Source organism: Enterobacter cloacae complex sp. 418I7, assembly GCF_050030705.1.
GTDB classification, from domain to species: Bacteria; Pseudomonadota; Gammaproteobacteria; order Enterobacterales; family Enterobacteriaceae; genus Enterobacter; species Enterobacter intestinihominis.
Genome location: NZ_JBLGUU010000001.1, coordinates 2,503,091 through 2,516,189 on the forward strand (window position 1 = coordinate 2,503,091; position 13,099 = coordinate 2,516,189).

At 51.3% G+C, this 13,099-nt stretch carries 16 protein-coding genes and 3 pseudogenes; 10 read left to right on the forward strand and 9 right to left on the reverse strand.

What is annotated here, in order from left to right:
• Positions 1 to 46: 46 nt before the first annotated feature.
• Together yedE and yedF are read left to right on the forward strand one after the other, a co-directional pair.
• Entirely contained in the window at positions 47 to 1,258 is a 1,212-nt protein-coding gene (gene yedE / locus ACQG0S_RS12035) for a selenium metabolism membrane protein YedE/FdhT (protein ID WP_048966761.1), read from the forward strand.
• Positions 1,255 to 1,488, forward strand: a complete 234-nt coding sequence (gene yedF / locus ACQG0S_RS12040) for a sulfurtransferase-like selenium metabolism protein YedF (protein ID WP_003856774.1) — start codon at positions 1,255 to 1,257, stop codon at positions 1,486 to 1,488. Before yedE ends, yedF begins: the two co-directional genes overlap by 4 nt.
• 286 nt (positions 1,489 to 1,774) lie before the next feature.
• On the opposite strand, the gene ompW is transcribed toward yedF, so the two are convergent.
• Entirely contained in the window at positions 1,775 to 2,407 is a 633-nt protein-coding gene (gene ompW / locus ACQG0S_RS12045; protein WP_023300268.1) for an outer membrane protein OmpW, read from the reverse strand.
• Positions 2,408 to 2,689: 282 nt separating this feature from the next.
• On the opposite strand from ompW, the gene ACQG0S_RS12050 reads away from it, so the two are divergent.
• From ACQG0S_RS12050 to yciA, 5 genes are all read left to right on the forward strand, one after another.
• Positions 2,690 to 3,094, forward strand: a complete 405-nt coding sequence (locus ACQG0S_RS12050) for a YkgJ family cysteine cluster protein (RefSeq protein WP_017384228.1) — start codon at positions 2,690 to 2,692, stop codon at positions 3,092 to 3,094.
• Positions 3,095 to 3,119: 25 nt separating this feature from the next.
• Complete coding sequence (locus tag ACQG0S_RS12055) at positions 3,120 to 3,863, forward strand: YciC family protein (RefSeq protein WP_023300270.1); 744 nt, start codon at positions 3,120 to 3,122, stop codon at positions 3,861 to 3,863.
• 13 nt (positions 3,864 to 3,876) lie between these two features.
• Complete coding sequence (locus ACQG0S_RS12060; RefSeq protein WP_003856762.1) at positions 3,877 to 4,416, forward strand: septation protein A; 540 nt, start codon at positions 3,877 to 3,879, stop codon at positions 4,414 to 4,416.
• 180 nt (positions 4,417 to 4,596) lie between these two features.
• Positions 4,597 to 6,783 carry a TonB-dependent siderophore receptor gene (locus ACQG0S_RS12065; protein ID WP_023300271.1) on the forward strand — a complete coding sequence of 729 codons (2,187 nt, stop codon included), beginning with the start codon at positions 4,597 to 4,599 and terminating at the stop codon, positions 6,781 to 6,783.
• 98 nt (positions 6,784 to 6,881) lie between these two features.
• A complete protein-coding gene (yciA, locus tag ACQG0S_RS12070) occupies positions 6,882 to 7,277 on the forward strand; it encodes an acyl-CoA thioester hydrolase YciA (protein ID WP_022648341.1) in 396 nt (131 codons plus the stop codon).
• A 38-nt stretch (positions 7,278 to 7,315) separates the two neighbouring features.
• On the opposite strand, the gene tonB is transcribed toward yciA, so the two are convergent.
• On the reverse strand, positions 7,316 to 8,038 hold the full coding sequence (gene tonB, locus ACQG0S_RS12075; RefSeq protein WP_032622462.1) for a TonB system transport protein TonB: 723 nt from the start codon (positions 8,036 to 8,038) through the stop codon (positions 7,316 to 7,318).
• Positions 8,039 to 8,259: 221 nt separating this feature from the next.
• Between tonB and ACQG0S_RS12080 the strand changes: the two genes are divergently transcribed.
• The 3 genes and pseudogenes from ACQG0S_RS12080 to ACQG0S_RS12090 form a co-directional block, all read left to right on the forward strand.
• On the forward strand, positions 8,260 to 8,556 hold the full coding sequence (locus ACQG0S_RS12080) for a YciI family protein (protein ID WP_003856755.1): 297 nt from the start codon (positions 8,260 to 8,262) through the stop codon (positions 8,554 to 8,556).
• 307 nt (positions 8,557 to 8,863) lie between these two features.
• Positions 8,864 to 8,995: pseudogene (locus ACQG0S_RS12085) on the forward strand (transposase); the annotation flags it as partial.
• Between the two features lie 57 nt (positions 8,996 to 9,052).
• Positions 9,053 to 9,324 (forward strand): annotated as a pseudogene (locus tag ACQG0S_RS12090) (DDE-type integrase/transposase/recombinase); the annotation flags it as partial.
• Positions 9,325 to 9,481: 157 nt separating this feature from the next.
• Here the strand turns inward: ACQG0S_RS12090 and ACQG0S_RS12095 are convergent.
• The 7 genes and pseudogenes from ACQG0S_RS12095 to ACQG0S_RS12125 all read right to left on the reverse strand — a co-directional run bounded on the left by ACQG0S_RS12095 (position 9,482) and on the right by ACQG0S_RS12125 (position 12,990).
• A complete protein-coding gene (locus tag ACQG0S_RS12095) occupies positions 9,482 to 9,910 on the reverse strand; it encodes a WapI family immunity protein (protein ID WP_022648346.1) in 429 nt (142 codons plus the stop codon).
• Positions 9,911 to 9,919: 9 nt separating this feature from the next.
• Positions 9,920 to 10,594 (reverse strand): hypothetical protein, encoded by a 675-nt coding sequence (locus tag ACQG0S_RS12100; protein WP_065421696.1) that lies wholly within the window; start codon positions 10,592 to 10,594, stop codon positions 9,920 to 9,922.
• A gap of 297 nt (positions 10,595 to 10,891) precedes the next feature.
• Positions 10,892 to 11,322, reverse strand: a pseudogene (locus ACQG0S_RS12105) (replication endonuclease); the annotation flags it as partial.
• A gap of 122 nt (positions 11,323 to 11,444) precedes the next feature.
• Complete coding sequence (leuE, locus tag ACQG0S_RS12110) at positions 11,445 to 12,080, reverse strand: leucine efflux protein LeuE (RefSeq protein WP_006810877.1); 636 nt, start codon at positions 12,078 to 12,080, stop codon at positions 11,445 to 11,447.
• Positions 12,081 to 12,147: 67 nt separating this feature from the next.
• Positions 12,148 to 12,558, reverse strand: a complete 411-nt coding sequence (locus ACQG0S_RS12115; protein ID WP_048966760.1) for an Exc2 family lipoprotein — start codon at positions 12,556 to 12,558, stop codon at positions 12,148 to 12,150.
• Positions 12,559 to 12,569: 11 nt separating this feature from the next.
• Positions 12,570 to 12,698, reverse strand: a complete 129-nt coding sequence (locus ACQG0S_RS12120; RefSeq protein ID WP_213014383.1) for a KPN_01571 family protein — start codon at positions 12,696 to 12,698, stop codon at positions 12,570 to 12,572.
• 118 nt (positions 12,699 to 12,816) lie between these two features.
• Complete coding sequence (locus ACQG0S_RS12125; protein ID WP_017384232.1) at positions 12,817 to 12,990, reverse strand: YciY family protein; 174 nt, start codon at positions 12,988 to 12,990, stop codon at positions 12,817 to 12,819.
• Between the last annotated feature and the right edge of the window lie 109 nt (positions 12,991 to 13,099).

Consider the following 13,099-nt stretch of genomic DNA (forward strand, 5'->3'; position numbering starts at 1 on the left):
ATCTGGGCTCTTTTTAGCGTTACCCTTCTGAGTTCAGAGGTTATTCATGTCCTGGCATTCCTTCAAACAGACTTACATGGTTAAGTTCTGGTCACCTGTTCCGGCCGTTATCGCGGCAGGCATTCTCTCTACCTATTATTTCGGCATTACCGGCACCTTCTGGGCTGTTACGGGCGAGTTTACCCGCTGGGGTGGGCAGCTATTACAGCTGGCAGGCGTTCATGCCGAAGAGTGGGGTTACTTCAAACTGATCCATCTTGAGGGCTCACCGCTGACCCGCATCGACGGGATGATGATCATTGGCATGTTTGGCGGATGTTTTGCGGCCGCGCTGTGGGCCAACAACGTTAAGTTGCGCATGCCGAAAAACCGCATCCGCATTATGCAGGCCGTGGTCGGCGGTATCATTGCCGGGTTTGGCGCCCGCCTGGCGATGGGCTGTAATCTGGCCGCGTTCTTTACCGGTATTCCGCAATTCTCGCTGCATGCCTGGTTCTTTGCTGTCGCCACCGCCATTGGCTCATATTTCGGTGCAAAGTTCACCCTGCTGCCACTGTTCCGCATTCCGGTGAAAATGACGAAAGTTAGCGCTGCATCTCCGTTAACGCAAAAACCCGATCAGGCGCGTCGTCGCTTCCGCCTCGGTATGCTGGTCTTTTTTGCTATGGTTGCCTGGGCGATTTGCACGGCGATGAATCAGCCCAAACTCGGTCTGGCCATGCTGTTCGGCGTCGGCTTTGGTCTGCTGATTGAACGCGCGCAGATCTGCTTTACCTCCGCGTTTCGCGATATGTGGATCACCGGACGTACCATGATGGCGAAAGCCATTATTGCCGGGATGGCCATGAGCGCGATCGGGATCTTTAGCTATGTTCAGCTCGGCGTTGAGCCGAAAATTATGTGGGCCGGTCCTAATGCGGTCATTGGCGGGCTACTGTTTGGTTTTGGCATCGTGCTGGCGGGCGGGTGTGAAACTGGCTGGATGTATCGCGCCGTGGAAGGCCAGGTGCATTACTGGTGGGTTGGTCTGGGTAACGTGATTGGCTCAACCCTCGTGGCGTACTACTGGGATGACGTCTCTCCAGTACTGGCAACCAACTGGGACAAGGTCAATTTGCTGAATACCTTTGGTCCACTCGGGGGGCTCATGGTGACCTACGCCCTGCTGCTTATCGCCTTCTTACTGGTTATTGCGCATGAAAAGCGCTTCTTCCGGCGTGCCACCGTCAAAACTGAAACTCAGGAGAATGCCGCATGAAAGAGATCGTGCCTGATTATCGTCTCGATATGGTGGGTGAACCCTGCCCTTACCCGGCTGTCGCCACGCTTGAGGCGTTACCGCAGCTTAAGAAAGGTGAAATTCTGGAAGTGGTGAGCGATTGCCCCCAGTCGATCAATAACATTCCGCTTGATGCCAAAAATCACGGCTATACCGTGCTGGATATCCAGCAGGACGGACCAACGATTCGTTATTTAATTCAGAAGTGATTTCACGATCGAAAAAGGCCTCTCAGAGGCCTTATCTAGTTTACTGGCTTTGGCCACCGTCGTCGTCTGAGTTTCGGCAGGCATGAATGAGTGGTGAGACGTGTTCCGCAAACGGAACAGATAGCACCGTGAGGTAGGCTATGTGCTGGGCTGAACGTCGTGAACTGAAACTGTTTACCTGCACAAACCGGACACTCAAATTTGATGTTGGGGATATCCCCTCCAGCCAGGTATGTGGAACAACCACCATACAGCAATCCCCGGCTGACCGGGGATATATCTTCTGTCAGAAACGATAACCCGCTGAGAACATAAATACCCACGGATCCAGACGGGTACTGATACTCTGCTGCTCACCGCTAGCTTTAAAGCGCACATCCGTATCAATGTCCATATACCAGACCGAGGCGTTGATCAGCCAGTCACGGTTAATCAGATAATCCAGACCAACCTGCCCCGCCATGCCCCATGAGTCTTTCAGGCTGAGATCGGATAGCCCAGCCTCTTTACCGGTATCGTTAAATTTCTCATCAAAGAAGGTGGTGTAGTTAACGCCTGCACCAATATAAGGGCGTAACTTGCTGCTGGAATCGCCGAAGTACCACTGCGCCATCAGGGTTGGTGGTAAATGGTGCACCGTAGCAATGTCCCCGGTCGGCCCTAAACCGACGCGGTGACGGAATGGCGTGGCGGCCAGAAGCTCAACGCCAATGTTATCCGTAGCCATATACGTGAATGTCAGGCCTAACTGGGTGTTATTGCTAACGTTAAACCCGCCCATACCCAGTACATTGTCGGAACCTTCCGTTGGACGCACCGTTGCCGAACCGGCACGAATAAAGAATTCACCTGCTTCATGCGCGTACGCGCCGCCAGAGAGACTGCTTAAGATAAGGGCTGCCACCGCTAATTTTTTCATATCCGCTCCATCGTTGTGGTTTTAATTGCGGAGGAGAATATACTCACAAATGAGTAATAAGTGATCTAACACAGATCACATTAAAACCAGTAAGTTAACATTCATTGATCTAGGTTAATTTTTGGTGACGCCTCATAAAGCAATAAGTTGTTGCCGCGTCAATTTTTGGCATTTCATAGTTACAAAATTTTCTGTTTTTCCTCTCTTGCGCTTCCTGTAGCGGCTGGATAATTTATCGCTCTCACAGTCTGATTTGATGCGTTCTACTTTTGCAGGTGTGCCATGAGTGATCATAACCCGTGCATGACGTGCGGAGCCTGTTGTGCGTATTTTCGAGTCTCTTTCTACTGGGCTGAAGCCAGCGATGGCGGCGGCACCGTTCCGGTTGATCTCACTGAACCCTTGACCCCTTTCCTGCGTTGCATGCGCGGCACCAACCAAAAACAGAGCCGCTGTGTGGCACTGCAAGGTGAACCTGGGGTATCCACCCGCTGTTCCATTTACGCGGATCGCCCCAGCCCGTGCCGCACTTTCGCGATGTCGGGAGAGGATGGACAGGTCAATGAGGCATGCAATCGCGCCCGCGCCCGCTATGGATTACCGCCGCTTTACAAAGATATGCTTTTCCATACAAGCCTTGATGCTGCCACCAGCGTGTTATCCGGTGTACAATTGCCGGCTAATTAACACCTGCAATACTCAAGGAGAGTGCATGTCTATCACGGCGAAGTCTGTCTACCGTGACACGGGAAATTTTTTCCGCAATCAGTTCGTTACTTTTTTACTGATCGCGTTGTTGTGCGCCTTTATTACGGTGGTGCTGGGTCATGCGTTCTCACCCAGTGATGAACAGATTGCCTCGCTGAGCCAGGGGGATCATCTTGCAGGCAGCGCAGGGTTATTTGACCTTGTGCAGAATATGACGCCAGAGCAACAGCAAATCTTGCTGCGTGCATCTGCGGCATCTACCTTCTCGGGGCTGATCGGCAACGCCATTCTGGCGGGTGGCGTGTTGCTGATGATCCAGCTGGTGTCTGCCGGCCAACGCGTCAGCGCGTTACGTGCCATCGGGGCCAGTGCTCCGGTGCTGCCGAAACTGTTTATCCTCATCTTCCTGACCACGCTGCTGGTCCAGATGGGGATAATGTTGGTTGTCGTTCCGGGCGTGCTGCTGGCTATCGTGCTTTCATTTGCGCCAGTAATGGTTGTGCAGGACAAAATGGGTATTTTCACCGCCATGCGCAGCAGCATAAGGCTCGCGTGGGCGAATATGCGTCTGGTCGCCCCGGCCGTTATCAGCTGGTTGCTGGCCAAGACTCTACTGTTGCTGTTTGCGCCGAATTTTGCGGTATTAACGCCAAACGTCGGCGCGGTTGTCGCCAATACGCTGAGCAATCTGATTTCAGCTGTACTGCTGGTCTATTTGTTCCGCCTGTACATGTTAATTCGTCAGTAACCGGGATCGCAGAATGAAGCAGTTTCTTGATTTTTTACCGCTGATCGTATTTTTCGCTTTTTATAAGTTGTACGACATCTATGCCGGCACGCTGGCGTTGATTGTGGCAACGGCTGTGGTGCTGATTTACAGCTGGGTTCGCTATCGCAAAGTTGAAAAGATGGCGCTCATCACTTTCCTGATGGTGGCGGTGTTTGGTGGTCTGACGTTGTTCTTCCACAATGATGAATTTATCAAATGGAAGGTCACAGTGATTTACGGCCTGTTTGCGGGCGCGCTGCTCATCAGCCAGTGGGTGATGAAGAAGCCGCTGATCCAGCGCATGCTGGGGAAAGAACTGACGCTGCCGCAGGCTGTGTGGGGGCGTCTGAATATCGCCTGGGCGCTATTTTTTATTCTGTGTGGTCTGGCGAATATCTATATCGCATTCTGGCTGCCGCAGAATATCTGGGTCAACTTCAAGGTGTTTGGCCTGACGGCGCTGACCCTTATCTTCACCCTGCTCAGCGGCGTTTATATTTATCGCCACATGCCGCAGGATGACAAGCACTGATCCTTCTGGCCAGATCGTCACGCGGTCTGGCCTCTTTTCCCGCCTTCCCTTTTCTCCACAACCTTCCTGCGAAAATGTCTGAATCATGAAGATTTTATGGAGATTGCTGTCGCTTTATTGTAATGAGAATCACTATCATTAATATTCTTCATCGCATTTTTAACAAATGGAAATGAGTTGATGAATAACATAATAAGATTTGCCCCGGCTACACTTACACTCGCCATTCTTTCAACGCTATACCAGAGCGCGCACGCAGCGGAAGATCCTCTCGCCGATGGTGAAACAATGGTCGTTCAGGCAACCGCTGAAGAGGCCCTAAAGCAACAGCCGGGGGTTTCCATCATCACGGCAAAGGACATAGAAAAGGATCCACCGGTTAACGATCTTTCGGAAATTATTCGCAAAATGCCCGGGGTTAACCTCACCGGAAACAGCGCGACAGGCAGTCGTGGTAACAACCGCCAGATCGACATCCGCGGTATGGGGCCAGAGAACACGCTGATTCTGATTGACGGTGTGCCGGTGACGTCACGTAACTCGGTGCGCTACAGCTGGCGCGGGGAGCGCGACACCCGCGGGGACACCAACTGGGTTCCGCCAGAGATGGTTGAACGCATTGAAGTGCTCCGGGGACCAGCTGCCGCCCGCTATGGTTCGGGGGCGGCCGGCGGCGTAGTCAACATCATTACCAAACGCCCGTCCAACGACTGGCACGGCTCCCTCTCCCTATACACTAACCAGCCTGAAAATGATAAAGAGGGGGCGACGAAACGCGCTAATTTTGATCTGAGCGGCCCCCTCGCGGGCGATGCGTTAACGATGCGCCTGTACGGGAACATCAACAAAACCGACGCAGATGCTCAGGACATCAACACCGCGCAAAACGGCTCTTACGCCGCCGGGCGAGAGGGCGTACGTAACAAGGACATTAATGCCCTGCTCTCCTGGAAACTCACGCCACAGCAGATTATCGATTTCGACTACAGCTACAGCCGCCAGGGCAATATCTACGCGGGTGATACTCAATACAGCAACAGCAACGTCAGCCCTGACGGTCTGGTGTCGTCCCTGTATGGACACGAAACCAACCGAATGTACCGCCAGTCTTATGGCATTACGCACAACGGCATCTGGGACTGGGGTCAGTCAAAGTTCGGGGTTTATTATGAAAAGACCAACAACACCCGACTGGAAGAAGGCTCTACGGGCAAAGTTGAAGGGATGATCAATAGCGATAAATACGATACCAGCCGGCTGGAGTCATACCGTTCAACGGGTGAACTGAACATTCCTTTCTTCTGGCTGGTCGAACAGACGCTAACCGTGGGTGCAGAATGGAACCGTGATGAACTGAACGATCCGGCCTCAATGCAGTCGACAAATGTGTCGGGAGAAGTGATTAACGGCGTTCCCGGCACGGCTTCTGAGCGCAACAGCAAAAACAGCGCTGACCTCACCGGCATCTATCTTGAGGACAATATTGAAGCGCGTCAGGGCACCAACCTGATCCCAGGGCTCCGCTTTGATTATCACAATCAATTTGGCAGCAACTGGAGTCCGAGCCTGAACCTCTCTCAGGATTTGGGTGACATGTTCAAGGTTAAAGCGGGTATCGCTCGGGTATTTAAAGCGCCAAATTTGTATCAATCCAGCGAAGGCTATCTGCTTTCCACCCGCGGCAATGGCTGCCCGAATAACGTTTCCGAAGGAAGCTGTTATCTGTTAGGTAACCCGGATCTGGATCCGGAAATCAGCGTGAACAAAGAGATCGGCCTGGCCTTTGCCCTGGAAGGCTACGAGGCTGGAATTACCTGGTTCCGCAATGATTACAAAAACAAGATCGTTTCAGGAACGGACGTGCTGGGGCAGACAAGCAGCGACGCAAATATCCTGCAATGGGAGAACGGCGGTAAGGCCGTTGTTGAAGGGCTGGAAGGCAACCTCACCGTCCCTGTTATTCGCGACACGCTAACCTGGCGTACTAATGCGACGTATATGATTCAGTCTGAAAGTAAAGACACCGGTAATCCGCTGTCGATTATCCCCAAATATACCGTCAACACCATGCTGGACTGGGAGGTTAACAGCAAGCTTTCAGCCAACGTAAGCTGGACGATGTACGGCCGCCAGAAGCCCAGAGAAAACGCTGAAATCCGCAAAGAGGAAAATGCGATGTCCAACAGAGAGATCGGCGCGTATTCCATCGTGGGTATCGGCAGTAACTATCAGCTGACCAAAAACCTGCGCCTGAATGCCGGCATCAGCAACCTCTTTGACAAGCAGATTTACCGTGAAAATGACGGTGCATCTACCTATAACGAACCGGGCCGCGCCTATTACGCTGGCGTAACCATGTCCTTCTGACCTTCAGGCGCCCGCGCTGCGGGCGCTAACCCTATTCTCTCCAGCCAGAAATCATAGTAGCATCCCGCCTGAAGTCTTCAGTTACGAGTTTAAAAACAATGACAACAAATGACGCCCCACAGGGCGAACTGGTTTTACGCACACTGGCAATGCCTGCGGATACGAATGCCAATGGCGATATTTTTGGCGGCTGGTTAATGTCGCAGATGGATATGGGCGGTGCAATCCTGGCAAAAGAGATTGCACACGGGCGCGTGGTAACCGTCCGGGTCGATGGCATGACCTTCCTGCGCCCTGTCGCGGTGGGGGACGTGGTGTGCTGTTACGCACGCTGCGTAAAACGCGGCAATACGTCTATCTCCATTAACATTGAAGTATGGGTGAAAAAAGTCTCTTCTGAACCGATTGGTCAGCGCTATAAGGCGACGGAGGCCCTGTTCATCTACGTGGCAGTGGATAGCGACGGTAAGCCCCGCCAGCTCCCACGGAGCTGATCCTCAGGTAAAAAAAAGCCTCCTTGCGGAGGCTTCTTTTATTCCATCTGTGCCCCGCCGTTCAGGCGGAAGACAATATTTACAATCAACCCATTGCCGGGTTTACCGGCTTCATAACGCCACCTGCGCATGGCCGATTTAACTTCGCGTTCAAACATATTCGCCGGCTGTGCGGACAGGATTTCCACGTTATCCACACGTCCATCAGCCGTAACGTCGAATTTCACCCGTACACGCCCTTCAATACGTAACGCCTGAGCACGTGCCGGATACTGCGGCTGGTTACGGCTCAGCGCGCGCGGGCCCGCTGGCGCCGTTACCGTCGGTTTTGTCGCGGTCGTGGTGTTACTCATCAGCGGACGTGACGGGGCGGCATTTTCAACCGGCTGCGTGGTGCGTGGCTCAACCGGACGCACTTCGCGTTTCGGACGCTCTTCCACCTTTTTGACCGGCTTGGGTTTTGGCTTCGGCTTAGGTTTCGGCTCTGGCTTATGGATCACCACCGGCGCTTCTTTTGGCGGTTCAGGAATCGGCTCGGGTTCCGGCTCGGGTTCAACAACGGGCTGTGGCGGCGGCGGCGCAACCTGCGGCGGTTCAAGATCCGCGGGCGATACCATGGTCACAGAAATTGGCTGCGCTGGCGCTGGCATTTCAATAACCTGATGAACCGAGGTATAGAGCAGACCCGCCACGACAGCACCGTGAATAACGACGGAAAGCAGCGTCGGCCATGGAAAGCGGCGAGGTAAATCAAGGGTCATCGAAGTCATAATCATCAACGTTAAAAAACCGAACCTCGATTTTAAATGCAAATAGCAATCATATTCAATAAGACACTTTGTCCTGGCGCAATTTAAGCGTATAAGAGGGCAAAAAAGGGGCATCCAGATCAGGGTTTTAACATTGTTATTATCTTTACATTGCAGTCATTTGTGCTTTCACATAACGTAAATGTCACTTTTACCGGTTAAGGAGCTCTGCCGTGCTTTATGTGATTTACGCTGAAGATGTACCTGATTCTCTGGAAAAACGTCTTTCCGTTCGCCCTGCCCATCTGGCGCGTTTACAGCTGCTACAGGATGAAGGTCGGTTGCTGACCGCAGGCCCGATGCCTGCCGTTGACAGCAACGATCCGGGAGCAGCGGGTTTTACCGGCTCCACGGTGATTGCCGAGTTTGAATCTCTGGAAGCCGCGCAGGCCTGGGCAGAAGCAGACCCGTACGTCGCAGCCGGCGTGTACGAGAAAGTCACGGTTCGCCCGTATAAAAAAGTGTTCTGAAATGAAAGGCTCCCTCGGGAGCCATTTTAAACACCTTAACACAATGAAATAAAATGGTTTATTACAGGCCGAGTCCACATATTGACCACATTGACACATCACTTCCCGCCCATGCGGGAAGTTTCATTTAAATCATTTTCTATTTAAAAGATTTCTCGGCAAGATTACTTAACAAGCTCACGCATTACGTTCCCATACTTAAATTTCAGATTTTGACTTGAGAGGAACATGCCACTGTTAGCTCTGAATCGCCACGGGTTTAACAGACACCTCAGAGTCATTTAAGATGACTTAAAGAGAGGTGCCCATGAGCGGTAAGCGTTATCCTGAAGAGTTTAAAATTGAAGCAGTCAAACAGGTTGTTGAACGCGGTCATTCTGTTTCCAGTGTTGCAACACGTCTCGATATCACCACTCACAGTCTTTACGCCTGGATAAAGAAGTACGGTCCGGATTCTTCCACTCATAATGAACAGTCAGATGCTCAGGCCGAAATCCACGAAGGCTGGCTGTATCTGGCCGTGGTGGTTGACCTGTTCTCACGCAAAGTTATCGGCTGGTCAATGCAACCCCGCATGACAAAAGAGATTGTCCTGAACGCATTACTTATGGCGGTGTGGAGGCGTAATCCTCAAAAGCAGGTACGGTTCACTCTGATCAGGGCAGTCAGTACACGAGCCATGAGTGGCAGTCGTTCCTGAAATCACACGGTCTGGAAGGCAGCATGAGTCGTCGCTGTAACTGCCACGACAACGCGGTTGCGGAAAGCTGTGCCAGCGCTGACGCTGACTGGCAAATGCTGGAGTAAAAAACGGATCCAAACTCATGCACCTGATGCATGTAGAGCTTAAATACGAGAAAATCGCGAGTAAATGGCATAACAAGACCGGCATTCTGAGTGCCGGTCTTGTGGCTTGATGCAAGCATCAGTTTTGCCATGAAATGATGTCGTCCAGTCCAGAGAGCAGGTCGGGAAAGTAACTTTCATCAATATCGAAGGAATCATCAAGGGTAATACTGTCAGCATGGTTTTCAGGCTTAAGTACCATGCTAACGCCAACAGCCCCGGCAAAATGTGCCTGATGAAACTTAAGCACAACCTGCTCGAATGCCGAGGTTAAATTAATATCCTTAAATTTCGCCCCTGTCTTTAAGGCCAGATGGAAATCATGTGTATCATTCCTGAACTGCTCCAACTGACCGACAAAAAACTCTGCAGCAAACTCTGTTTTTAAGGCTGGGATTGAGAATTCAACCCAAACCATAATACGGCTATAGGCAGGCTCTTCGGGTTCAGCCAGCCTTTCATAAGGCGTTAATTTAAGGTGTCTGTCACCGCTTGTGATATCTATCATGATCCCCCCTTACGGCATGTACTGAAAATGCATGATAGTCCAGTCAGCTTCCCTGACCAAAACCTCAAGACGGTAAGACTTATAAATATAAGTGCCTTTATTTTGCCTGTCTTCCACAAGCTTATACATACGAGCCTCGTAACGGAAAAGCCCTGGCTTTTTGAGAGGATCCGGCGTTCTTATGCCATAACGAATGGCCTTTTCCTGAATCTGCAAAGGCACATAACGACCTGGGGTCAGCATGTGTTTTACAGATGACTCACTCATCCTGAGCGCGCGAGCTGATAAGCCCATTTTAAGGCGGCCACGCAAGAGACTGATGGTAGCCTCACTGAGCCTCACAGTTACGGCGGCTTTGACACCACTTTTCAGTAACGCCTGACCTGCCCGTAAAAGACGAAATGCACCAAAAGCAATTAGAGCGAGGTCTGTTGGGTCAATCAGGGGGGCTTCTAATGGCGCTTCTTCCAGCCTAACAAACATGCCGTCTGCATCATAAATCTGCCATAAACCGGGAGCCTGAGCGACGGAATAACCAATACACATCCCGCTTTCGTCATCAACGATGGGTTTTGAGTTCAGTGGAGGATTGCGTGGGCGAAATTCGAAATATTCACCGGCTGGCAATGTAGACTGGAAGGTGTAGAAACGTCCTGGCTCGTCTGTAATTAATCCAACGCTCATTGTCATGATTTCCTTTTGGGCTAACCTTTGAGTCATCATAAAGGACGTTTTTACTTCAATCTACTTTTCCTGATTCTGATTTTATCGGCTTAGAAGTTAACGCCTCTCAGGGCTCGTTGTTCAACACCACCGACACTGAAAGCGAGTTTCAGCACCGGCGGCGTTGCTATCGTCGACGTGGCGGCGGAATTATCGAACCTATCACCGGTGTAAACCCCTCAATTTTCGTATCGCTGATCTCGCTATATTTGCGGTTATTTTCTCTTGCGATAATTAGCCATCTGAATAAATAATCTTTCATAAAGTCCACTCCATTTCAGTTGAATTTCCAGGCCACTCGTCAGCAGCCGGATATTTGAAACTTTTCTTGCCATAAATCACCGTGCCCCACGCGCCAGCGCGTCGAGCTCACACCGTTCCGGGGTAATGCCGTCCTGAGCTAAATCGAAACGAATTTTTGCGACGCGATCCCTTTCGGACTTTGTCATCCGGGCTGATGGCGCTTGCTCGCTGGTTTTGAGCGGCGCATTGCTTCTTTGATGCCGATGTTTGCGCGGTGCGCGAGCTTTTAACGCCTCGTTAAGCACCTACACAACGTCTGGCTCATTCCAACCGATAACCCCGCGCTCAATCAGATTTAACACCGCTGCGGCTTGCTCGGACGGTGTGGGGGTCATAACTGGATCGCCACCGCCTGTGAGCTTTCCACAGTTATTGACAGGACTCCGGGCGCGTCAGAGCCGCTTTTTATGGCTTTTGACTGCTAGTAGTAAAACGTGAAGCCTTGTCTGGCGCGTCTTTCAAGTTACGCCAGATATTAAAAAGGCTCCCTCGGGAGCCTTTTCTTCATTCAGTGCAGCGACGCCAGCCTCGCCGCAAATCCAACAAACAGCAGGCCTATCAACCCATTCCCCAGCTTCGCCAGTTTCTTTTTGGTTTTCAGATAACGCGTGACAAACGCGCCTGAGAAAATCAGGAAGCTCATGTACATGAAGCTGATCAGCTCAAGCGTGGTGGCGAGGATCAGGAACGACGTGCCGGTATTCTTCGCATTGACATCAATGAACTGCACGAAGAACGATACGTAAAAGAGAATCGCTTTCGGGTTCGTCAGGCTCAGCACCAGCGAACGCTTAAGGATCGCGCTTGCCGGTTCGGCGCTACTTTCGTGCGCATTTTTTTGACGTGTCATAACGGACCAGAGCATTTTTCCGCCGAGCCACAGCAGATAAAACGCCCCAAGATAGCGGACAATATTAAATAATACCGGAGTGGTCTGGATCAACGCGGCGACGCCCGCCCAGGCCAGAAACATCAGCACGGCATCACCAATAAACACACCGGTGGCTGCCAGATAGCCTTTCTTAACGCCGTGGCCAATCCCTGTTTTCAGCACAAACAAGGTGTTCGGTCCTGGAACCAGCACGATAAAAAATGCGCCGACAACATAGGTCCAGAAATTCAGTACACCAAACTCCGCAAACACGTCTCACTCCTTTTGCTCAAAAACAGCGGGGATACCGGTAATTACGGTATCCCCTGAATCAGTTGCGCTATTGTACGCCGTTATAACCATCAAGATAAGTCGCGGCCAGTTCGTTACCAAATAATATGGCGTCTTTACTGTCCATGTCCGAAGACCATTTATCCTTCGCGTTGCCTGCGTACAATTCCTGCGACTTCGCATTTTCTTTCAGCTGATCGCGAATGCTTTGCGCGTATTCACTGGCTTCAGCCTGAGACCGCCCTTCCGCACGGTCAGCTTTGCCCCGGGCATAAAGCTCGCGGAACTGCGCTACGTTCAGGTGATAATTTTTCTGCACGCTGGAGGTGTAATTGCCGCCAGTAAAGCTGGACTGATGCGACACGAAATAAAACGCGTGCCGTTCGGGTGAGGTTTTGCTACTGGCACAACCGCTTAATACTGCAATCCCGAAGAGTGCTGCCATCACTTTTACGTTCATCCTTTTTTCCTTTAATAAAGCCAATGTATTCCCCACGCAAAAACATAATCTGCCAATGAGGAAAATGACGAAAGTCCTAAACCTTCCCTGAGCGCATCCAGCGCCAAAAATGCAATAAAAATCCAGAGATAAGGATTCACCTTTTAATATCATGACGTTATGGGGACGTAGTATATCGTGGAAAGCAGACGGGAGGAGACTGCAAAGATTAATAGTCTGGATGTTTAATGGGCACCTTTACGGTGCCCCTCATGCTTTTCAGATATCCTGGACCGCGAACAGCAGCGCGTTACGGTGTCTGTTCAGGCCACATTTTCTGATGGCGTGGATACGCATATTGCGGCGGGATTGTGCTTCCAGCCAACGAGCCTTACGACGACTCACCTGTCGCAACATGCGCCAGCGCCCTACTTCAGTTCTACTGCGCTTCATGTCTACAACTCTTTCTCTAACAGAGATGCCATTATATGCCTAAGCAGGCGGCAAACCAGCGCTTTTATCTGCCGTTTTTATTTGCCAGATGAATCCTGATGCGTAAACT